The sequence below is a fragment of the Ideonella dechloratans genome, from assembly GCF_021049305.1.
GTDB classification, from domain to species: Bacteria; Pseudomonadota; Gammaproteobacteria; order Burkholderiales; family Burkholderiaceae_C; genus Ideonella; species Ideonella dechloratans.
The window spans coordinates 1,363,631-1,383,656 of the sequence record NZ_CP088081.1 but is presented as its reverse complement, the minus strand read 5'-3'; the positions used below and the strand labels follow the sequence as shown (position 1 = coordinate 1,383,656).

At 70.0% G+C, this 20,026-nt stretch carries 19 protein-coding genes and 1 pseudogene; 14 read left to right on the top strand and 6 right to left on the bottom strand.

Annotated features, from left to right (window positions below; genetic code table 11):
* Nucleotides 1–8: 8 nt before the first annotated feature.
* Genes rsfS through LRM40_RS06500 form a run of 5 tightly spaced genes read right to left on the bottom strand, consistent with a single transcriptional unit; the run spans nucleotide 9 to nucleotide 4,411 of the window.
* A complete protein-coding gene (gene rsfS / locus LRM40_RS06520) occupies nucleotides 9–800 on the bottom strand; it encodes a ribosome silencing factor (protein WP_151124189.1) in 792 nt (263 codons plus the stop codon).
* Nucleotides 801–1,418, bottom strand: a complete 618-nt coding sequence (nadD, locus tag LRM40_RS06515; protein WP_310734158.1) for a nicotinate-nucleotide adenylyltransferase — start codon at nucleotides 1,416–1,418, stop codon at nucleotides 801–803. It abuts the gene before it with no gap.
* Complete coding sequence (hemF, locus tag LRM40_RS06510) at nucleotides 1,415–2,335, bottom strand: oxygen-dependent coproporphyrinogen oxidase (protein ID WP_151124188.1); 921 nt, start codon at nucleotides 2,333–2,335, stop codon at nucleotides 1,415–1,417. The genes nadD and hemF overlap by 4 nt, the downstream gene beginning before the upstream one ends.
* 60 nt (nucleotides 2,336–2,395) lie before the next feature.
* A complete protein-coding gene (gene purD / locus LRM40_RS06505; RefSeq protein ID WP_151124187.1) occupies nucleotides 2,396–3,685 on the bottom strand; it encodes a phosphoribosylamine--glycine ligase in 1,290 nt (429 codons plus the stop codon).
* A gap of 3 nt (nucleotides 3,686–3,688) precedes the next feature.
* Nucleotides 3,689–4,411, bottom strand: a complete 723-nt coding sequence (locus LRM40_RS06500; protein WP_151124186.1) for a YebC/PmpR family DNA-binding transcriptional regulator — start codon at nucleotides 4,409–4,411, stop codon at nucleotides 3,689–3,691.
* 124 nt (nucleotides 4,412–4,535) lie between these two features.
* Here LRM40_RS06500 and LRM40_RS06495 point away from each other — a divergent pair, with 124 nt between their 5' ends.
* The 9 genes and pseudogenes from LRM40_RS06495 to LRM40_RS06455 all read left to right on the top strand — a co-directional run bounded on the left by LRM40_RS06495 (nucleotide 4,536) and on the right by LRM40_RS06455 (nucleotide 13,529).
* Complete coding sequence (locus tag LRM40_RS06495) at nucleotides 4,536–6,158, top strand: helicase HerA-like C-terminal domain-containing protein (protein WP_151124185.1); 1,623 nt, start codon at nucleotides 4,536–4,538, stop codon at nucleotides 6,156–6,158.
* Nucleotides 6,159–6,295: 137 nt separating this feature from the next.
* Nucleotides 6,296–6,739 carry a DUF2306 domain-containing protein gene (locus tag LRM40_RS06490; protein WP_151124184.1) on the top strand — a complete coding sequence of 148 codons (444 nt, stop codon included), beginning with the start codon at nucleotides 6,296–6,298 and terminating at the stop codon, nucleotides 6,737–6,739.
* A 32-nt stretch (nucleotides 6,740–6,771) separates the two neighbouring features.
* Nucleotides 6,772–7,884: a sensor histidine kinase gene (locus tag LRM40_RS06485; protein WP_231067756.1), complete on the top strand. Its 1,113-nt coding sequence runs from the start codon at nucleotides 6,772–6,774 to the stop codon at nucleotides 7,882–7,884.
* A gap of 5 nt (nucleotides 7,885–7,889) precedes the next feature.
* Nucleotides 7,890–8,714 (top strand): annotated as a pseudogene (locus LRM40_RS06480) (LytR/AlgR family response regulator transcription factor).
* Between the two features lie 97 nt (nucleotides 8,715–8,811).
* Nucleotides 8,812–10,605: a glutamine--tRNA ligase/YqeY domain fusion protein gene (locus LRM40_RS06475; RefSeq protein ID WP_151125441.1), complete on the top strand. Its 1,794-nt coding sequence runs from the start codon at nucleotides 8,812–8,814 to the stop codon at nucleotides 10,603–10,605.
* A 67-nt stretch (nucleotides 10,606–10,672) separates the two neighbouring features.
* Nucleotides 10,673–11,782: an acyltransferase family protein gene (locus LRM40_RS06470; protein ID WP_151125442.1), complete on the top strand. Its 1,110-nt coding sequence runs from the start codon at nucleotides 10,673–10,675 to the stop codon at nucleotides 11,780–11,782.
* Nucleotides 11,783–11,861: 79 nt separating this feature from the next.
* Nucleotides 11,862–12,434, top strand: a complete 573-nt coding sequence (locus tag LRM40_RS06465) for a helix-turn-helix domain-containing protein (RefSeq protein WP_151125443.1) — start codon at nucleotides 11,862–11,864, stop codon at nucleotides 12,432–12,434.
* 1 nt (nucleotide 12,435) lies between these two features.
* Nucleotides 12,436–12,999, top strand: coding sequence for a GNAT family N-acetyltransferase (locus LRM40_RS06460; protein WP_151125444.1), 564 nt, complete (start codon nucleotides 12,436–12,438; stop codon nucleotides 12,997–12,999).
* On the top strand, nucleotides 12,996–13,529 hold the full coding sequence (locus LRM40_RS06455) for a GNAT family N-acetyltransferase (protein ID WP_151125445.1): 534 nt from the start codon (nucleotides 12,996–12,998) through the stop codon (nucleotides 13,527–13,529). Before LRM40_RS06460 ends, LRM40_RS06455 begins: the two co-directional genes overlap by 4 nt.
* A gap of 19 nt (nucleotides 13,530–13,548) precedes the next feature.
* Here LRM40_RS06455 and LRM40_RS06450 read toward each other — a convergent pair whose 3' ends face one another.
* Nucleotides 13,549–14,274, bottom strand: coding sequence for a TetR/AcrR family transcriptional regulator (locus LRM40_RS06450; protein ID WP_151125446.1), 726 nt, complete (start codon nucleotides 14,272–14,274; stop codon nucleotides 13,549–13,551).
* A gap of 150 nt (nucleotides 14,275–14,424) precedes the next feature.
* Here LRM40_RS06450 and LRM40_RS06445 point away from each other — a divergent pair, with 150 nt between their 5' ends.
* The 5 genes from LRM40_RS06445 (at nucleotide 14,425) to LRM40_RS21385 (ending at nucleotide 20,024) form a co-directional block, all read left to right on the top strand.
* Entirely contained in the window at nucleotides 14,425–15,597 is a 1,173-nt protein-coding gene (locus tag LRM40_RS06445) for an isovaleryl-CoA dehydrogenase (RefSeq protein WP_151125447.1), read from the top strand.
* 44 nt (nucleotides 15,598–15,641) lie between these two features.
* Nucleotides 15,642–17,354: an AMP-binding protein gene (locus tag LRM40_RS06440; protein WP_151125448.1), complete on the top strand. Its 1,713-nt coding sequence runs from the start codon at nucleotides 15,642–15,644 to the stop codon at nucleotides 17,352–17,354.
* The gene (locus LRM40_RS06435; RefSeq protein ID WP_151125449.1) at nucleotides 17,351–18,985 is read left to right on the top strand and encodes a carboxyl transferase domain-containing protein; all 1,635 of its coding nucleotides are present in this window, start codon (nucleotides 17,351–17,353) and stop codon (nucleotides 18,983–18,985) included. Before LRM40_RS06440 ends, LRM40_RS06435 begins: the two co-directional genes overlap by 4 nt.
* Nucleotides 18,986–19,093: 108 nt before the next feature.
* Entirely contained in the window at nucleotides 19,094–19,876 is a 783-nt protein-coding gene (locus tag LRM40_RS06430) for an enoyl-CoA hydratase/isomerase family protein (protein ID WP_151125450.1), read from the top strand.
* 22 nt (nucleotides 19,877–19,898) lie between these two features.
* Complete coding sequence (locus tag LRM40_RS21385; protein WP_259372485.1) at nucleotides 19,899–20,024, top strand: hypothetical protein; 126 nt, start codon at nucleotides 19,899–19,901, stop codon at nucleotides 20,022–20,024.
* Nucleotides 20,025–20,026 lie beyond the last annotated feature (2 nt).

The window sequence follows — 20,026 nt, the reverse complement described above, 5'->3', positions numbered from 1 at the left end:
CCGGCGCGTCAGCCGCGCTTGGCGGCTGCCTTCTTCGCCGGGGCGGCCTTCTTGGCAGGGGCCTTGGCCGCCACCTTGGCGGGCGCCGCCGCCTTGCGTGCCGGTGCCGCCTTCTTGGCCGGCGCCGCCTTGGCGCTGGTCTTCTTGGCGGGCTTGCCCACCACCACCGTCTGCACCGGCTTGGCCTCGGCGGCCTTGCGGGTGGTGCCGGTGCTGCGGGTCACGGCCTTCTTGGGCGCGGCCTTCTTGGCCGCCGTGGTCTTGGCCGCCGTGGTCTTGGCCGGTGCCGCCTTCTGGGCGCTGGTGGCCGTGCCGCTGCTCACCTTGCGGGCCGGGGCCGGCTTGGCGGCCTTGACCTCAGCGGCGGCCTTCTTCGCCGCAGGCTTCTTCTTGGCCGGGGTGGGGGCGTCGTCTTCGTCCATCGGCTCCGAGGCCTTGACCAGGGAGGTCTTGGCGCTGCCCACCTTGAGCTTGACCGGCTTGCCGCCCCAGATTTCCTCCAGGCGGTAGTAGTCGCGGATGGCCGGCTGCATGATGTGGGCCACGGCGGCGCCGCAGTCCACGATGATCCATTCGCCGTTGTCCTCGCCCTCGGTGCGCAGCACCTGCAGGCCCGCGGCCTTGACGGACTCGCGCACGCTGGAGGCCAGCGCCTTGGTCTGCCGGTTGCTGGTGCCCGAGGCCACGATCACCCGCTCGAACAGGGGCGAGAGTTGCTCGGTGTTGAAGACCAGGATGTCCTGGGCCTTCACGTCCTCCAGGCCATCGACGATGGCGCGTTGCAGTTTTCGGATGTCCATTCAGTGGCCGGGCGGGGCCCGGTAGAGGCTGTGTTGATCAATATAGCGTGCCACCGCGTCCCCCACCAGAGGAGAGATCGGCAGACCGGCCGCCACCCGCGCCCGGATGTCCGTGGCGCTGATGTCCATTTGCGGCAGGGGCAGCACCTCGCAACGGTGCGGCACCCCGGCCAGCGTCGGCGGTGCCTGCACCGCCTGTCCTTCACGACCGGCCACCGCCAGCGTCACCGACGCCAACAGCTCCCGCCAGCCGTGCCAGCTGGCCAGGCGCGCGTACTGGTCCTGGCCGATCAACAGCACCCATTCGGTGCCCGGCTGCTCGGCGGACAGTTCACGCACCGTGTCCAGCGTGTAGCTGGGCCCCTGGCGGCAAAGTTCGCGATTGTCCACCACAAACCGGGGTTCGCCCTGGGCCAGGGCCTGCACCATGGCCAGACGGTGCTCGGGTGCGGCCAGTTCACCCACCGGCTTCTGCCAGGGCTGGCCGGCCGGCAGCCAGCGCAGTTCGTCCAGCGCCAGCACGTCGCAGGCCAGCCGGGCCAAGGCCAGGTGGGCCCGATGCGGCGGGTTGAAGCTGCCACCGAACAGGCCGACGCGCCGCATGCCCGGTTCGCTCAAGCGCCTTCCGCCGCCCAGTCGCGCGGGCGCAGGAAATCGGTGTAGAGCCTGGCTTCGGGCGTGCCGCGCTCGGGCTGCCAGTCGTAGCGCCAGTTCACCACCGGCGGCATGGACATCAGGATGGCCTCGGTGCGCCCGCCAGACTGCAGGCCGAACAGCGTGCCGCGGTCATAGACCAGGTTGAACTCGACATAGCGGCCCCGCCGGTAGGCCTGGAAGTCGCGCTCGCGTTCGCCGTAGGGCATGTCGCGCCGGCGCTCGACGATGGGCAAATAGGCCTTGAGGAAGGCGTCGCCCACCGAACGGGTCATCGCGAAGCTGTGCTCGAAGCCTTCTTCGTTGAAGTCGTCGTAGAAGATGCCGCCCACGCCCCGCGGCTCGTCGCGGTGCTTCAGGAAGAAGTACTCGTCGCACCAGGTCTTGAAGCGCGGGTACAGGCTGGCGCCGAAGGGGTCCAGCGCGTCGCGACAGCTGCGGTGGAAGTGCACCGCATCTTCCTCGAAGCCATAGTAGGGCGTCAGGTCCATGCCGCCGCCGAACCAGACGACCGGGTCGCGCCCGGCCGGCAGGGCGGCAAAGACCCGCACGTTCATGTGCACCGTGGGCACATAGGGGTTGCGCGGGTGGAAGACCAGCGACACGCCCATGGCCTCGAAGGACGCCCCGGCCAATTCGGGCCGGTGGGCGGTAGCGGACGGCGGCAGCGAGCGGCCATGCACGTGGCTGAAGTTGCAGCCCCCTCGCTCCAGCAGTCCGCCACCCTCCAGCACCCGGGTCAGGCCTTCGCCCTCCAGCCGTTCGCCGGGCTCGCGCTTCCAGCGCACGGACCGGAACGGCTGGCCGTCGATCTCGCCGAGGGTGCTGACGATGTTGTCCTGCAGTTCGTAGAAATAGGCTCTGAGCGCCTCGCTGTCCATGGCTACCTCGAATGTAAAAAAGCCCGGCGGCTGGACACCACCGGGCTTGTTGAAACGGCCTCAGCGCTTGATGGCGCGGTGGCCGATGTCGGTGCGCCACTGCGCGCCGTCGAAATGGATGTCGCGCAGCACCTCGTAGGCCCGCTGCTGGGCGGTGCGGGCCGAATCGCCCAGCGCCGTCACGCACAGCACGCGGCCACCGGTGACCACGGTCTTGCCGTCCTGCTGCGCGGTGCCCGCATGGAAGACCATGCTGTCGGCCGTGCCCGCGGCCTCGGCCGGCAGGCCGGTGATGACGTCGCCCTTGCGCGGGCTCATCGGGTAGCCGGCCGCGGCCATCACCACGCCCAGGGCGAAGCGGCGGTCCCAGTTCAGCTCCACCTTGTCGAGCGTGCCGTCGGTGGCGTGCAGCATCACCTCCACCAGGTCGCTCTTCAGGCGCATCATGATCGGCTGGGTTTCCGGGTCGCCCATGCGCGTGTTGAATTCCAGCGTCTTGGGCTTGCCCTCGGTGTCGATCATCAGGCCGGCGTACAGAAAGCCGGTGAAGGGGATGCCGTCCTTGGCCATGCCCTGGATGGTCGGCAGGATGATCTCGTGCATCGCCCGGGCGTGCACATTGGGCGTGACCACCGGCGCGGGCGAGTAGGCGCCCATGCCCCCGGTGTTGGGGCCGGTGTCGCCATCGCCGATGCGCTTGTGGTCCTGGCTGGTGGCCAGCGGCAACACGTTCTTGCCGTCGCACAGCACGATGAAGCTGGCTTCCTCGCCCTGCAGGAACTCCTCGATCACCACGCGGGCACCGCCGGCGTTGTGCACCACGCTCAGGGTGTTGTCCTCCAGCATGAAGCGCACGGCCGCATGGGCTTCTTCCAGCGTCATCGCCACGACCACGCCCTTGCCCGCCGCCAGGCCATCGGCCTTGACGACGATGGGCGCGCCCAGCCGGTCGATGTAGGCATGGGCCGCGGCCGGGTCGGAGAAGGTCTCGTAGGCGGCCGTCGGGATGGCGTGCCGCTTCATGAAGTCCTTGGCGAAGGCCTTGGACGATTCCAGCTGGGCGGCCGCCTGGGTGGGGCCGAAGATGCGCAGGCCGCGGGCGCGGAAGATGTCCACCACGCCCTGGGACAGCGGGGCCTCGGGGCCCACCACCGTCAGCCCGACCTTCTCGGCCTGGGCGAAGTCCGCCAGCGCGACCGGGTCGGTGATGGCGACGTTGGTCAGGCGCTTGTCCAGCGCGGTACCGCCGTTGCCGGGTGCCACGAAGACGCGCTGCACCCGCTCGCTCTGGGCCAGCTTCCAGGCCAGGGCGTGCTCGCGGCCGCCGTTGCCGATGACGAGGATGTTCATGGATCAGCCCAGTTCGGCGTTGTGGTAGACCTCTTGCACGTCGTCGAGGTCCTCGATGACGTCCAGCAGTTTCTGCATGCGCTCGGCGTCCTCACCGGTCAGCGCAATGGTGTTCTCGGCGCGCATCGTCACCTCGGCCACCTCGGGGGTCAGGCCGGCGGCTTCCAGCGCATTCTTCACGGCTTCGAAGTCGCCCGGCGCGGTCAGCACCTCGATGGCGCCGTCGTCGTCGGTGATGACGTCCTCGGCACCCGATTCGAGGGCCACGTCCATGACCTTGTCCTCCGAGGTGCCGGGGGCGAAGATCATCTGGCCGCAGTGCTTGAACTGGAAGGCCACCGAGCCTTCGGTGCCCAGGTTGCCGCCGTACTTGCTGAAGGCGTGGCGCACCTCGGCCACCGTGCGCACCCGGTTGTCGGTCATGCAGTCCACGATGATGGCCGCGCCGCCGATGCCGTAGCCCTCGTAGCGGATTTCCTCGTAGGTCACGCCATCGAGGTTGCCGGTGGCCTTGTCGATGTTGCGCTTGACCGTGTCGGCCGGCATGTTGGCCGCCTTGGCCTTGTCCACCGCCAGACGCAGGCGGGGGTTGGCGCTGATGTCACCGCCGCCCTGGCGCGCGGCCACCATGATTTCGCGGATCACCCGCGTCCAGACCTTGCCCCGCTTTTCGTCCTGACGGCCCTTGCGGTGTTGGATATTGGCCCATTTCGAGTGCCCAGCCATGGCAAATTTCTCCTGCCCCGGTGCGGTCGCCGGGGTCTTGGGGTTTCTTGGATAGACTGGCATTTTACTTGGGGCGCCCTCCCCGGGACGGCTCCAGGCACCACAAGATTCTCTGGAGGAAGTCATGGTCGATCCCATCCTGGTGGGTCAGCACGGTGAGATCACCTGCGAACTGCTGCCCGCGCTGGCCAACCGCCATGGCCTGATCACCGGGGCCACCGGCACCGGCAAGACCATCACCCTGCAGACCCTGGCCGAGAATTTCTCCAGGATCGGCGTGCCGGTCTTCATGGCCGACGTCAAGGGCGACCTGACCGGCATCAGCCAGGCCGGGCAGATCGGCGACAAGCTGGCCGCCATCCTGAAGGAACGCGGCCTGGCCACGCCGGCCGCCATCGCCTGCCCCACCACGCTGTGGGACGTCTTCGGCGAACAGGGCCACCCGGTGCGCGCCACCGTGTCCGACATGGGCCCCCTGCTGCTGTCGCGCATGCTGGCCCTCAACGAGACCCAGGCCGGGGTGCTGAACCTGGTCTTCAAGATCGCCGATGACCACGGCCTGGCCCTGCTGGACCTGAAGGACCTGCGCGCCATGCTGCAGTACGTGGGCGACAACGGCAGCCAGTTCACCACCGAGTACGGCAACGTCAGCGCCGCCTCCATCGGCGCCATCCAGCGCGGCCTGCTGCAGATCGAGCAGCAGGGCGGCGACCAGTTCTTCGGCGAGCCCATGCTCAACATCACCGACTTCATGCAGACGGTGGACGGGCAAGGCGTGGTCAACATCCTGGCGGCCGACAAGCTGATGAACGCGCCGCGGCTGTACGCCACCTTCCTGCTGTGGATGCTGTCGGAGCTGTTCGAGACCCTGCCCGAGGTGGGCGACCTGGACAAGCCCAAGCTGGTCTTCTTCTTCGACGAGGCCCACCTGCTGTTCAAGGACGCGCCCGACGCCCTGGTCGAGCGCATCGAGCTGGTGGTGCGCCTGGTGCGCTCCAAGGGTGTGGGCGTCTATTTCGTCACCCAGAACCCGCTGGACGTGCCCGACACCGTGCTGGGCCAGTTGGGCAACCGGGTGCAGCACGCCCTGCGCGCCTTCACCCCGCGCGACCAGAAGGCCGTCAAGAGCGCGGCCGACACCATGCGCGCCAACCCGGGGCTGGACATCGCCACCGCCATCACCGAGCTGGGCGTGGGCGAGGCCCTGATCAGCTTCCTGGACGCCAAGGGCCGGCCCAGCGTCACCCAGCGCGTCTTCGTGCTGCCCCCGGGCAGCCAGATCGGCCCGATCACCCCCGCCCAGCGCCAGGCGCTGATCCAGGGTTCGCTGGTGGCCGGCGTCTACGAGAAGACCGTGGACCGCGAGTCGGCCTACGAAAAGCTCAAGGGACGGGCCGCCACCACCGCCGACACCCGGGACCAGATGCAGCGACAAGCCCCACCAGGGGGCGGCAGCCTGGCCGACGAGGCGGGCCAGGTCTTCCGGGGCGACACACCCGCACCGCAGGCCCCGCAGGGTGGCACGGTCACCGGCAACGGCGGCGGCAACAGCGGTGGCAATGGGGGCCTGCTGGGCGGCCTGGGCGACATCCTGTTCGGCTCCACCGGCCCGCGCGGTGGCCACCGCGAAGGCCTGGCCGAGGCCGCGGCCAAGTCCGCCATCCGCACCATCGGCTCCAGCGTCGGCCGGGAAATCGTGCGCGGCGTGCTGGGCAGCCTGCTGGGTGGCAGCAGCAAGCGGCGCTGAAGAGCCCCGCCGGCCGGCCGCCATTCGCGCACGCCGGCTGCCGTTGGCGCCGCCCGCCCCCCCTTTCGTCGCATTCGGCTGGCCCCGGCGAGCCCGCCCGGGGACCATGCAGTTCATCCGATCAAGGACGACCTGCCATGGACCCCCTGCATCCCCTCGCCACGCTCTTCGCCCCCTTCGCCAGCCTGCGCCCGGCCATCGCCGTTCACCTGGCGGCCGCCCTCTCGGCCCTGTGCCTGGGCCCCTTCATCCTGTGGCGGCGCAAGGGCACGCCCAGCCACAAGATGCTGGGCCGCCTCTGGGGCGGCCTGATGCTCACCGCGGCGGTCAGCAGCCTCTTCATCCGCGACTTCCACCTGCCCAACATCGCCGGCTACACCCCCATCCACCTGCTCACCGCCCTGACCTTCTTCGGTGTCATCGGCGGCGTGCTGTGGGCCCGGCGGGGCCAGATGGTCTCCCACCAGAAGGCCATGCGCGGCACCTTCTGGGGTGGCTGCGTCGGCGCCGGCCTCTTCGCCCTGGCCCCGGGGCGCTTCCTGGGCCAGTGGCTGTGGCACCACGCCTTGGGATGGCTGTGACCGCCCCCGCCCACCACAATCTCCGCAGAACCATGAACACCCCCGCCATGTCACCGGCCGCCGGCCGACTCCCCTCCCCCCGGGTGATCGCCGTGAACGTGCTGCGCGCCCTGCTCATCTGCACCGGCGTGGCGCTGTTCATCACGGTGCTGCAGGGCGGCCGCGGCTTCTGGGAGAGCCTGGTCTACTCCAACACCATCGGCCTGGGCTGCACCGTGTTCATCGAGGCCGGACGCCGGACCACCGCCCGCTGGGTGCGCCACCGCCATCCCGACGACGAGGAGGCCCACCACCACTGGCCCGGCTGGCCCCTGATGGTGCCGGTGCTGCTGCTGGGCACCCTGGCGGGCTACACCGTCGGCGTGGCCCTGGGCAATGCCGCCACCGGCTACCACCTGCCCCTGCCCTGGGAGCTGGGGCGCCAGGCCGGCTCGGCCGGCACCCTGACCTTCAGCATCTCCATCGGCGTCATCGCCACCTACCTGTTCTGGCTGCGCGGCCGGCTGGCCGCCACCCAGGCGCGGGCCGAGGCCGCCCAACGTCTGGCGGCTGAAACCCAGCTCAAGCTGATGGAAAGCCAGCTGGAGCCGCACATGCTGTTCAACACCCTGGCCAATCTGCGGGCACTCATCGGCGTGGACCCGGCCCAGGCCCAGGCGATGTTGGACCGGCTGATCGACTTCCTGCGCGGCACGCTGCAGGCCACCCGGGTCGAGCGCCACGCCCTGTCGGTCGAGTTCGCCCGCCTGGCCGACTACCTGGCCCTGATGCAGGTGCGCATGGGCGACCGACTCCATACCGCGCTGGAACTGCCGGCCGAGCTGGCTGACCTGCCCGTGCCACCGCTGCTGCTGCAGCCCCTGGTGGAAAACGCCATCAAGCACGGACTGGAACCCCAGCGCGGCCCCGGCCGGCTGACGGTGCGCGCCTGGGCGACAGAAGGCCAGCTGCACCTGCAGGTGCGCGACACCGGCCGCGGCCTGGCCGCGGCGCAGCGGGACGGCACCGCCGCGCCGGGCACCGGCTTCGGTACCCAGCAGGTGCGCGAACGCCTGCAGGCCCTGTTCGGCGGGCGCGCCAGCTTTCGCCTGAGCGAGCCGCCAGAGGGGGGCGCCAGCGCCGACCTCACCCTGCCCCTGGACTGACCCCCATGAACACACCCGCCCCCACCGCCCTGATCGCCGAGGACGAACCCCTGCTGGCCCGCGCGCTGACCGTGGAGTTGCAACGCGCCTGGCCCGGGCTGCAGCTGCTGCCCACTGCACCGGACGGCGAGGAAGCCGTGGTCCAGGCCCTGGCCGCCCTGCCCGAGCTGCTCTTCCTGGACATCCGCATGCCCGGCCAGACCGGGCTGGAGGCGGCCCAGGCCATCGTCGAGGACTGGCCGGCCGAGCGGCCGCTGCCGCTCATCGTCTTCGTCACCGCCTACGACCAGTACGCGCTGCAGGCCTTCGAGGCCAGCGCGGTGGACTATGTGCTCAAGCCGGTGCAGGCCTAGCGCCTGGCCGCCACCTGCCGGCGGCTGCAAGGCCTGCTGGCCCAGCGGAGCGCGCCGGCCGGCCCGGCCGCAGGGGGCGAGGACGCCGCCCTGGTCGAGCGCCTGCGCCAGCTGCTGGGCGGCCCGGGCACCGCCGCCGCGCCGGCCGGTGCGCCGCTGCAGCTGATCCAGGCCAGCGTGGGCACCGCGGTGCACATGGTGCCGGTGGGCGAGGTGGTCTATTTCGAGGCGGCCGACAAGTACGTGCGGGTGCTGACCGCCGAGCGCGAATACCTGATCCGCATGTCGCTGCGCGAGCTGCTGCCGCAGCTGGACACGCAGCGCTTCTGGCAGGTGCACCGCGGCACCATCGTGCGGGCCGACGCCATCGCCCAGGCCCTGCGCGACGAGGCCGGACGGGTCCAGCTGACCCTGCACCAGCGCCCGGAGCGCCTGGCCGTCAGCCGCATCTACGCCCCCCGGTTCAAGGGGATGTGAGACCGCCCCCTTGCCCGGCGCGGCCAGGGGGGCGTCGCTACAATTCGCAGGATCACCGGGCCACCATCGGCCCGCTCACAGGACACCCTGCGCTTTCATGAGCGACACCAAGAACACCCCGGCCCACGAAGCCGTCAAGCCCGCCAACTTCCTGCGCGCCATCATCGAGCGCGACCTCGAAGCCGGCACCTATGCCCACCGCCCCTTTGGCGGCACCCCGGGTGACGCCGCCCACCACGCGGCCGGGCAGCCCGACCCGGCCAAGGTGCGGCTGCGCTTTCCGCCCGAGCCCAACGGCTATCTGCATGTGGGCCACGCCAAGAGCATCTGCCTGAACTTCGGCCTGGCGCGCGACTACGGCGGCGTCTGCCACCTGCGCTTCGACGACACCAACCCCGAGAAGGAAGAGCAGGAGTACGTCGACGCCATCGAGGAGATGGTGAAGTGGTTGGGCTGGGACTGGAACGCCTTCGGCACCCCCCACCTCTACTACGCCAGCAACTACTTCGACTTCATGTACCGGGCGGCCGAGACGCTGATCGAGCGCGGCCAGGCCTATGTGGACGAGCAGACGCCCGAGGAGATGCGCGCCAACCGCGGCGACTTCACCACCCCGGGCACCAACAGCCCCTTCCGCGACCGCACTGTGGCCGAAAACCTGGCGCGCTTTCGCGAGATGCGCGACGGCCGGCACGCCGACGGCAGCATGGTGCTGCGGGCCAAGATCGACATGGCCTCGCCCAACATCAACCTGCGCGACCCGGCCATCTACCGCATCCGCCGCGCCACCCACCACAACACGGGCGACAAGTGGTGCATCTACCCGATGTACACCTTCGCGCACCCGATCGAGGACGCGCTGGAGCGCATCACCCACTCCATCTGCACCCTGGAGTTCGAGGACCAGCGGCCCTTCTACGACTGGCTGCTGGAGAACCTGGCGGACGCCGGCCTGCTGGCCCACCCGCTGCCCAAGCAGTACGAGTTCGGCCGCCTGAACCTCAGCTACGTCGTCACCAGCAAGCGCAAGCTCAAGCAGCTGGTCGACGAGAAGCACGTCAGCGGCTGGGACGACCCGCGCATGCCCACGCTGGCCGGCATGCGCCGGCGCGGCTACACGCCCGCGGCCGTGCGCAAGATGGCCGATGACACCGGTGCCTCCAAGACCAATGCCTGGATCGACTACTCGGTGCTGGACATCGCCCTGCGCGCCGACCTGGAAGAGCAGGCCCCGCGCGCGATGGCCGTCATCGACCCGGTCAAGCTCAAGCTGACGAACTACGCCGAGGTCTTCGGCAGCGCCGAGCACCGCGAGCCCTGCAGCGCCCCGGCCCACCCGCACCACCCCGAACTGGGCCAGCGCAGCTTCAGCCTGGGCCCCGAGCTGTGGATCGAGCGCGAGGACTTCGCCGAGGTGCCGCCCAAGGGCTTCTTCCGCCTCTTCCCGGGCAACAAGGTGCGCCTGAAGTACGGCTATGTCATCGAGTGCACCGGCTGCGAGAAGGATGCCGACGGCAGCGTCACCGCCGTGACCGCCACCGTGCTGCCCGACACCAAGAGCGGCACGCCGGGCGCCGACGCGGTCAAGGTCAAGGGCGTGCTCACCTGGGTGGGCGTGCACGACGGCGTGGCCGCCGAGATCCGCCTGTTCGACCGTCTGTTCACCGAGGCCCAGCCCGATGCCGGCGGCCGCGACTTCCTCAGCGTGCTCAACCCGGGCAGCAAGAAGATCGTCCAGGGCTACCTGGAGCCCTCCCTGGCCCATGCCCCGCCCGAGGCCCGCTACCAGTTCGAACGCCACGGCTACTTCGTGACGGACCGACTGGACCACCGCGCCGACGCCCCGGTGATCAACCGCATCACCGGCCTGCGGGACAGCTGGGCCAAGTAAGCCCCTCCCGCACGCTCCCCCGCACAGGCGCCCCACCCGGGCGCCTGTCGCACTTTGGACGAACCCCATGTCCCGCCCTGCAAACCGCGCGGCCAGCGTGCCGCTGATCGACCTCGGTCGCGTGCTGGCCTCCCAGCTGATCGTCTGGCACCACCTGACCATCTACAGCCCGCTGCAGGCCCAGCTCGACCCGCTGGCGCCCTCGCTGTGGTCCTGGCTGGCCGACCCGGCCCGCATGGCGGTGCAGATCTTCCTGGTGATGGGCGGTTACCTGGCCGCCATGCAGTGGCTGCCCCATCCGGACGCCGGCGATCGCCTGCCCCCGGCGGCCCTGCCGCGCGCGCTGTGGCAGCGCTACCTGCGCCTGGTGCCGGCCTGCATCGTGGCGCTGGGCGCGGCGGTGCTCAGTGCCGAACTGGCCCGCTGGCTCACCGGCGACCCCAACCTGCCGCCCACGCCCAGTTGGAGCCAGTGGCTGATCAACCTGCTGCTGCTGCAGGACATCCTGGGCCAGGACGCCCTGAACGCCGGGCTCTGGTACGTGGCCATCGACCTGCAGCTCTTCGGCCTGGTGCTGCTGATCGTGGCGCTGCGCCACCACGCCGCCTGGCGCGGCGGACTGACCTTCGGCCTGGTGCTGGGACTGACGGTGGCTTCGCTGTTCGGCTTCAACCTGCGGCATGAGCTGGACGCCTGGGCGCTCTACTTCTTCGGCAGCTACGGCCTGGGCATGCTGGCGGCCTGGGTGCGCAACGCCCGCCACCGCCACCACGCCTGGCTGGGCCAGGCCTTCCTGGCCGGGGTGGTGCTGATGGCGCTGAGCCTGGCCTGGCGGGACCGCCTGGTGGTGGCCGGCGTCACCGCCCTGTGCCTGGCCAACCCCTGGCTCAACGGCCCGCTGTGGAGCCGCCTGGCCCAGTGGGGGCCGCTGCCCTGGCTGGCCCGCACCTCCTACGCGGTCTTCCTGGCCCATTACCCGGTCTGCGTGCTGACCGGCGCGGTGGTCAGCGCCTTCTGGCCGGACACCGCCGTCTTCAGCGCCCTGGGCCTGCTGGTCACCTGGGCCCTGGCCCTGCTGGCCGGCTGGGCCCTGCATGTGGGCGTGGAGCAGCAGGTCAAATCCTGGGGGCGTGCGCCGGCGCGACTGCCGACCCAAGCCCTGCCCGCCGCGCGCTGAGCTCCGCACGGGCGGGCAGATGCCGCCTCCTCGGGCTTCACTTGCGCAGACATCCAATATCCTGGATGATTCCTCCATCATGAAGGAAACCTCCACCGAGCTGAACGCCCGCATCGCGGAGCGGGTGCGCGGCCTGCGAACCGAGCGGGGCCTCTCGCTGGACGCCCTGGCCACCCGATCGGGGGTCAGCCGCTCGATGATCTCGCTGATCGAGCGCGGCGAGAACAACCCCACCGCCGTGCTGCTGGACCGCCTGGCCCAGGCCCTGGACGTGCCCCTGGCCTCGCTGTTCGACAACCCGACGCCGCCGCCCGAGCCCATCGCCCGGCGTGCCGCGCAAACGGTCTGGCGCGACCCAGCCTCCGGCTACCTGCGCCGCAGCGTGTCGCCCACCGGGGCCGACATCCGCACCCAGATCGTCGAGGTGGAGTTCCCGCCCCAGGCCCGGGTGGCCTACGACAGCCTGGAGCGCCTGCAAGGCGTGCAGCAGCTGGTCTGGCTGCTGGAGGGCCGGCTGCAGCTGACCGTGGACCAGACCGTCCACACCCTGGAAGCGGGCGACTGCCTGGCGATGACGCTGGGCGTGCCCATCGTCTTCCACAACCCCGGCCAGGCGCCCGCGCGCTACGCCGTGGTGCTGACCCGGAGCTGAGATGCCCATCACCGCCCCGCACGCCCCCGCCTGGACCATCCGCCGCGTCGAGCGGCTCGGCCCGCGACAGACCGAAGAACTCGCGGCCTTGCTGGTGGCCGTGGTGCACGGCGGCGCCTCGGTGGGCTTCATGGCGCCCCTGAGCCTGGAGAAGGCCCGCCGCTTCTGGCAAGGGGTGGACGCCGCCGTGCGGCGCGGCGAGCGGGCCCTGCTGCTGGCCGAATTGCGCAACGAAGACGCGAACGCGCCGGGCCGCGTGGTCGGGACCGTGCAGCTCCTTCTGGAGCAGCCGGAGAACCAACCCCACCGCGCCGATCTGGCCAAGATGCAGGTGGCCCCCGAAATGCAGCGCCAGGGCCTGGGCGCGGCCCTGATGCAGGCCGCCGAGGACACCGCCCGCGCCTGCGGCAAGACCGTGCTGGTGCTGGACACCGTCACCAGCAGCGCCGGCGACCGGCTCTACACCCGCATGGGCTGGCAGCGCGTGGGGGAGGTGCCCCACTATGCGCTGTGGCCCGATGGCCGGCCCTGCCCCACCACCTACTTCCACAAGCAGCTCACATGAACGACATCACCTTGCGCCCCTGCGAGGCCGCCGCACACGCCGGCGCCATCCTGGCCATCTTCAACGACGCCATTGCCAACAGCACCGCGCTGTACGAGTACCAGCCGCGCACGCTGAAGACCATGGAGACCTGGTTCGCCACCAAGGAGGCCGGCGGCTTTCCCGTCATCGGCGCCTTCGACACCACCGGCGAACTGCTGGGCTTCGCCAGCTGGGGCACCTTCCGGGCCTTCCCGGCCTTCAAGTACACGGTCGAGCACTCGGTCTATGTGCGCCACGACCAGCGCGGGCGCGGCATCGGCCAGCAGTTGCTGCGCGAGCTGCTGCGCCTGGCCGAAGCCGGCGACCGGATCCACGCCCTGATCGCCGGCATCGACATGCAGAACACCGGCAGCATCGCCCTGCACGAAAAGCTCGGCTTCCGCCATGTGGGCACCCTGCCCCAGGTGGGCTTCAAGTTCGGTCGCTGGCTGGACCTGGGCTTCTGGCAGCTCACCCTGGCCACGCCGCAGCAGCCGGTGGACGGCTGAGAGGCCGGGGCGGCGGCGCTCAGCCCCCCGCGCTGCCGCTGCGCGCCAGGGCCTCGCCCACCGTCTGCCGGAACTGGCGCAGCGCCGCCAATTCGCCCTGGGGTGCGGCCAGCGCGGGCCACAGCATCTCCACCAGGCTGGCGGCGGTGGCCTCCACGTCCAGCTTGTCCGCCCCGGCGGCGCCCTGGCCGATCACCTCCCACAGCAGGTGCTCCACCGGGCCCAGCACCAGCGCGCGCATCAGGCGCAGCGGCAGGTCCTGGCGGATCTCGCCGCGCTCGCGGCCACGGGCCAGCAGATCCATCAGCGGCGCGGTGTAGCGGCGCTGCAGCGGCTGGAAGGCCTCGGCGAAGTCCTGACCCTTGCTGCGCCCCTCGGACAGCACCAGCGCGCACAGCCCGGTGCCCTGGATCAGGAACAGGCGCAGGTGGGTGCGCACGAAGTAGGCCAGCTGCTCGCGGGCCGGCCGCTCGGGCGGCATGCCGCCCTCCATGGCCGCGATGATCTCGTCGTACCAGTCGGCGATGACCCGCACGCACAGCTCGCGCTTGCCGTGGAAATAGGTGAACACCGTGGCCTCGGAGACACCCAGGCGCTGGGCGATCTCGGTGGTGGTGGCGCGCTCGTAGCCCTTCTCGGCGAAGACCTCGCGGCCCACCCGCAGGATGTCGCGCATGCGCTGCTCGCTGCGGGCACTGGTGCCGCCGCGGCGGGTGGTGGCAAAGCCGGTTTCGGTCTGGGGCATGGTATTTTTTGAGTGTTACTCAATTTTGTCAGAGCCTGCACGGCATGATCAATCTCAAAGCGATCACAGCATGACTAGGGAAATCCCCCAGGATCGATCGACGATTTATTGAGTGAAACTCAAAAGAACGATCCGCAGGAGACACACCCCATGTTCGAATCCACCTTCACCTTCCCGCTGGGCGAGGACATCGCCGCGCTGCGGGAGGCCGTGCGCACCTTCGCCCAGGCCGAGATCGCCCCGCGCGCCGCCCAGGTCGACCGCGACAACCTCTTCCCTGCCGACCTCTGGCGCAAGCTGGGCGAGATGGGTGTGCACGGCCTGACCGTGCCGGAGGAGTACGGCGGCACCGCCATGGGCTATGTGGCCCACATGGTGGCGATGGAGGAGATCAGCCGAGCCAGCGCCTCCGTCGGCCTGTCCTACGGTGCGCACAGCAACCTGTGCATCAACCAGATCAAGCGCAACGGCTCCGAGGCGCAGAAGGCCAAGTACCTGCCCAAGCTGGTCAGCGGCGAGCATGTGGGTGCCCTGGCCATGAGCGAGCCGGGCGCCGGCTCCGACGTGGTGAGCATGACGCTGCGCGCCGAGAAGAAGGGCGACCGCTACGTGCTCAACGGCAGCAAGATGTGGATCACCAATGGCGGCGATGCCGACACCCTGGTGGTCTACGCGAAGACCGAGCCCACCAAGGCCGCCAAGGGCATGACCGCCTTCATCATCGAGAAGGGCTTCAAGGGCTTCAGCCACGGCCACCACCTGGACAAGCTGGGCATGCGGGGCTCCAACACCTTCCCCCTGTTCTTCGACAACTGTGAGGTGCCCGAAGAGAACGTGCTGGGTGGCGAAGGCAATGGGGCCAAGGTGCTGATGAGCGGCCTGGACTACGAGCGCGTGGTGCTGTCCGGCGGGCCGCTGGGCATCATGGCCGCCTGCATGGACGCGGTGGTGCCCTATGTGCACGAGCGCAAGCAGTTCGGCCAGCCCATCGGCGAGTTCCAGCTGATGCAGGGCAAGCTGGCCGACATGTACAGCACCTTCCAGGCCTGCCGCGCCTATGCCTATGCGGTGGCCCAGGCCTGCGACCGTGGGGATCATTCCCGCACCCTGCGCAAGGACGCGGCCGGCGTCATCCTCTACACCGCCGAGAAGGCCACCTGGATGGCCGGCGAGGCCATCCAGACCCTGGGCGGCGTGGGCTACACCAAGGACTTCCCGGTCGAGCGCCTGTGGCGCGATGCCAAGCTCTACGAGATCGGCGCGGGCACCAGCGAGATCCGCCGCATGCTGATCGGCCGCGAGCTGTTCGCCGAGACGATCTGATCCCGCGGCGCACGCCCTACCACCACGAGGCGAGGAGACATCCCATGAGCCAAGGGCCACTGACCCACAGCCAGGACCGCGGCACCACCGACGTGCCGCTGATCGAGGACACCATCGGCGCACTGTTCGACGCCACCGTGGCGACCCACCCGCACCGCGAAGCGCTGGTCAGCGTGCACCAGGGCCGGCGCCTGACCTACCAGCAGCTGCAGACCCAGGCGGACCAGCTGGCCAGCGCCCTGCTGCGCCAGGGCCTGCACAAGGGCGACCGGGTCGGCATCTGGTCGCACAACAACGCCGAATGGCTGCTGGTGCAGTTGGCCACCGCCAAGCTGGGCATCATCCTGGTCAACCTGAACCCGGCTTACCGGGTGGCCGAGGTGGAGTACGCGCTCAACAAGGTGGGCTGCAAGGCCATCGTCGCCATGCCCCGCTTCAAGAGCAGCGACTACCTGGGCATGCTGCACGAACTGGCGCCCGAGCTGCCCCGTTGTGCGCCGGGCGAGCTGGCCTCGCTGCGCCTGCCGCACCTCAAGCTGGTGGTGTGGATCGACGTGGCCGGGCAAGGTGAAGACGTTCCGGGCACGCTGCGCTTCTCCGAGCTGATGTCCCGCGGCCAGGCCGACGACGCCCGCGTGGCCGAGATCGCCGCCACGCTCAAGGCCACCGAGCCGATCAACATCCAGTTCACCAGCGGCACCACCGGCTTCCCCAAGGGCGCCACCCTGACCCACCGCAACATCCTCAACAACGGTTTCTTCGTCGGCGAGGCGATGAAGCTCACCCCCGAGGACCGGCTGTGCGTGCCGGTGCCGCTGTACCACTGCTTCGGCATGGTGATGGGCAACCTGGCCTGCATCACCCACGGCGCGACCATCGTCTACCCGAACGACGGCTTCGACCCGCTGGCCGTGCTGCAGACGGTGCAGGCCGAGCGCTGCACCGCCCTGCACGGCGTGCCCACCATGTTCATTGCCCAGCTGGACCACCCGCGCTTCGCGGAGTTCGACCTGTCCTCGCTGCGCACCGGCATCATGGCCGGCTCGCCCTGCCCCATCGAGGTGATGAAGCGCGTGGTCAGCCTGATGCACATGGAACAGGTCACCATCGCCTACGGCATGACCGAAACCAGCCCGGTGAGCTGTCAGAGCTCCACCGACACGCCGCTGGACAAGCGCGTGGGCTCGGTGGGCCGGGTGCAGCCGCACCTGGAGGTGAAGATGGTCAGCCCCGACACCGGTGCCGTCACCCCCATCGGCGTGCCCGGCGAGCTGTGCACCCGGGGCTATTCCGTGATGCACGGCTACTGGGACGACGAGGCCAAGACCGCCGAGGCCATCGACGCGGAGGGCTGGATGCACACCGGCGACCTGGCCACCATGGACGCCGAGGGCTACGTCAACATCGTCGGCCGCATCAAGGACATGGTGATCCGCGGCGGCGAGAACCTCTACCCGCGCGAGATCGAGGAATACCTCTACCGCCACCCCAAGGTGCAGGACGTGCAGGTGGTGGGCGTGCCCGACTCGCGCTATGGCGAAGAGCTGTGCGCCTGGATCATCCCCAAGCCCGGCCAGACGCTGACCGAGGACGAGATCCGCCTGTTCTGCCAGGGCCAGATCGCCCACCACAAGGTGCCGCGCTACATCCGCTTCGTCGAGGCCTTCCCGATGACGGTGACCGGCAAGATCCAGAAGTTCAAGATCCGCGAGGCCATGAAGGCCGAGCTGGGACTGCAGGAAGACAAGACCGCATGACCACGCTGAAGACGCAGCTCAACCCCCGCAGCGAGGAAGCCCGGGCCAACGCCCTGGCCATGCGCGCGCTGGTGGACGACCTCAACACCCGCCTGGCCCGCATCGCCCAGGGCGGCGGCGAGGCCGCCCGTGCCAAGCACCTGGCCCGCGGCAAGCTGCTGCCGCGCGAGCGGGTGGAGATGCTGCTGGACCCGGACACGCCCTTCCTGGAGATCGCGCCGATGGCCGCCCACGGCGTCTACCGCGAGGCCGACGCCAACGGCGAGATGGTGGACAGCGCCCCGGCCGCCGGCATGATCGCCGGCATCGGCCGGGTGGCGGGCGTGGAGTGCGTCATCGTCTGCAACGACGCCACCGTCAAGGGCGGCACCTACTACCCGCTGACCGTCAAGAAGCACCTGCGCGCGCAGGAGGTGGCCCGCGAGAACCGCCTGCCCTGCATTTACCTGGTCGATTCCGGTGGCGCCAACCTGCCCAACCAGGACGAGGTCTTCCCCGACCGCGACCACTTCGGCCGCATCTTCTACAACCAGGCCACGATGAGCGGCGAGGGCATCCCGCAGATCGCCGTGGTGATGGGCTCCTGCACCGCCGGCGGCGCCTACGTGCCGGCCATGAGCGACGAGACCATCATCGTCAAGAACCAGGGCACCATCTTCCTGGGCGGCCCGCCGCTGGTGAAGGCCGCCACCGGCGAGGTGGTGAGCGCCGAGGACCTGGGCGGCGGTGACGTGCACACCCGCCTGTCCGGCGTGGCCGACCACCTGGCCGAGAACGATCTGCACGCCCTGGCCCTGGCCCGCCAGGCGGTGAGCCACCTGAACTGGCAGAAGCCCGCGCCGCTGGCGGTGCGCCCGCCGCAGGCCCCGCTCTACCCGGCCGAGGAACTGCTGGCCGTCATCCCCACCGACACCCGCAAGCCCTTCGACGTGCGCGAGATCATCGCCCGCATCGTCGACGGCTCGGAATTCGACGAGTTCAAGGCCCGCTACGGCAACACCCTGGTCTGCGGCTTCGCCCACATCGAGGGCATGCCGGTGGGCATCGTGGCCAACAACGGCATCCTGTTCGCCGAGAGCGCCAACAAGGGCGCCCACTTCATCGAGCTGTGCTGCCAGCGCAAGATCCCGCTGGTCTTCCTGCAGAACATCACCGGCTTCATGGTGGGCCGCAAGTACGAGAACGAGGGCATCGCCCGCGCCGGCGCCAAGATGGTGACGGCCGTGGCCTGCGCCAACGTGCCCAAGTTCACCGTCATCATCGGCGGCAGCTTCGGCGCCGGCAACTACGGCATGTGCGGCCGCGCCTACTCGCCGCGCTTCCTCTGGATGTGGCCCAACGCCCGCATCAGCGTGATGGGCGGCGAGCAGGCCGCCAGCGTGCTGGCCACCGTGAAGCGCGATGGCATCGAGGCCAAGGGCGGCCAATGGAGCGCCGAGCAGGAAGAGGCCTTCAAGGCCCCGATCCGCCAGCAGTACGAGGTGCAGGGCCACCCGTACTACGCCAGCGCCCGCCTGTGGGACGACGGCATCATCAACCCCGTCGACACCCGCCGCGTGCTGGCCCTGGGCCTGTCGGCCAGCCTGAACGCACCGATCCCGGACGCCAAGTTCGGCGTGTTCAGGATGTGAAGCCCCCACGCTCCCTTCCGGTCGCTGCCCCCCAAGGGGGCTTTGGCAGCGGACCGGCCAAGCCGGATCCACGCCAATCCCTTGACAACACCCGCTGATCACGCGTCCATGAACACCCTGGAACTACGGCGCCCTTCGCCCCATGTGGCCGAGGTCTGGCTCAACCGGCCGGACGTGCGCAACGCCTTCAACGACCAGGTCATCGCCGAGCTGACCGCCACCTTCCGCGCGCTGTCGCAGGACGACACGCTGCGCGCCGTGGTGCTGGCCGGCCACGGCAAGGCCTTCTGCGCCGGCGCGGACCTGAACTGGATGCGCGCCATGGCCGACTACAGCTGGGAGCAGAACCGGGCTGACGCCCAGGCTCTGGCCGACATGCTGTGGACCATCCACCAGTGCCCGGTGCCCGTCATCGGCCGCGTGCAGGGTGACTGCTACGCCGGTGGCGTGGGCCTGGCCGCGCTGTGCGACGTGCTGGTGGCCGCCGACGGCGTGCACTTCTGCCTGAGCGAGGCCAAGCTGGGCCTGCTGCCGGCCACCATCGCGCCCTACGTGATCGCCGCCATCGGCCAGCGCGCCGCCCAGCGCTACTTCACCACCGCCGAGCGCTTCAGCGCCGCCGAGGCCCACCGCCTGGGTCTGGTGCACGAGCTCTGCCCCGCCGATCAGCTGGACGTCCGCGTGCAAGCCCTGATCGAAGCCCTGGTGGCCAATGGCCCGGCCGCCGTGCGCGCCTGCAAGCGCCTGGTGCAGGACCTGGCCCAGCAGCCCCTGAGCGACGAGCTGCGCGCCGACACCGCCCGGCGCATCGCCGACATCCGCGGCAGTGCCGAAGGCAAGGAAGGCGTCTCGTCCTTTCTGCAGAAGCGCCCCCCCGCCTGGCTGGCCTGAGCCGGCACGGAGACCCCACAAGATGTTCAAGAAGATCCTCATCGCCAACCGCGGCATTCACGCCGCAGGCGTGGGGGTGTGCTCATGTGCGCTTGCGCACGTGGGCATCACACCAAATGGCCTGGCCTGCGCAGCAGGCCGCGATTGAGC

Excerpts from the sequence above, each read along its gene's own strand:
- LRM40_RS06470 (WP_151125442.1), top strand. The coding sequence starts at position 10,673 with ATGTCCCGCCCTGCAAACCGCGCGGCCAGCGTGCCGCTGATCGACCTC.
- LRM40_RS21385 (WP_259372485.1), top strand. The coding sequence starts at position 19,899 with ATGTTCAAGAAGATCCTCATCGCCAACCGCGGCATTCACGCCGCAGGC.
- LRM40_RS06440 (WP_151125448.1), top strand. The coding sequence starts at position 15,642 with ATGAGCCAAGGGCCACTGACCCACAGCCAGGACCGCGGCACCACCGAC.
- purD (WP_151124187.1), bottom strand. The coding sequence starts at position 3,685 with ATGAACATCCTCGTCATCGGCAACGGCGGCCGCGAGCACGCCCTGGCC.
- LRM40_RS06475 (WP_151125441.1), top strand. The coding sequence starts at position 8,812 with ATGAGCGACACCAAGAACACCCCGGCCCACGAAGCCGTCAAGCCCGCC.
- LRM40_RS06455 (WP_151125445.1), top strand. The coding sequence starts at position 12,996 with ATGAACGACATCACCTTGCGCCCCTGCGAGGCCGCCGCACACGCCGGC.
- hemF (WP_151124188.1), bottom strand. The coding sequence starts at position 2,335 with ATGGACAGCGAGGCGCTCAGAGCCTATTTCTACGAACTGCAGGACAAC.
- LRM40_RS06435 (WP_151125449.1), top strand. The coding sequence starts at position 17,351 with ATGACCACGCTGAAGACGCAGCTCAACCCCCGCAGCGAGGAAGCCCGG.
- LRM40_RS06450 (WP_151125446.1), bottom strand. The coding sequence starts at position 14,274 with ATGCCCCAGACCGAAACCGGCTTTGCCACCACCCGCCGCGGCGGCACC.
- LRM40_RS06445 (WP_151125447.1), top strand. The coding sequence starts at position 14,425 with ATGTTCGAATCCACCTTCACCTTCCCGCTGGGCGAGGACATCGCCGCG.
- rsfS (WP_151124189.1), bottom strand. The coding sequence starts at position 800 with ATGGACATCCGAAAACTGCAACGCGCCATCGTCGATGGCCTGGAGGAC.
- LRM40_RS06460 (WP_151125444.1), top strand. The coding sequence starts at position 12,436 with ATGCCCATCACCGCCCCGCACGCCCCCGCCTGGACCATCCGCCGCGTC.
- LRM40_RS06500 (WP_151124186.1), bottom strand. The coding sequence starts at position 4,411 with ATGGCTGGGCACTCGAAATGGGCCAATATCCAACACCGCAAGGGCCGT.
- LRM40_RS06430 (WP_151125450.1), top strand. The coding sequence starts at position 19,094 with ATGAACACCCTGGAACTACGGCGCCCTTCGCCCCATGTGGCCGAGGTC.
- LRM40_RS06495 (WP_151124185.1), top strand. The coding sequence starts at position 4,536 with ATGGTCGATCCCATCCTGGTGGGTCAGCACGGTGAGATCACCTGCGAA.
- LRM40_RS06485 (WP_231067756.1), top strand. The coding sequence starts at position 6,772 with ATGAACACCCCCGCCATGTCACCGGCCGCCGGCCGACTCCCCTCCCCC.
- LRM40_RS06490 (WP_151124184.1), top strand. The coding sequence starts at position 6,296 with ATGGACCCCCTGCATCCCCTCGCCACGCTCTTCGCCCCCTTCGCCAGC.
- LRM40_RS06465 (WP_151125443.1), top strand. The coding sequence starts at position 11,862 with ATGAAGGAAACCTCCACCGAGCTGAACGCCCGCATCGCGGAGCGGGTG.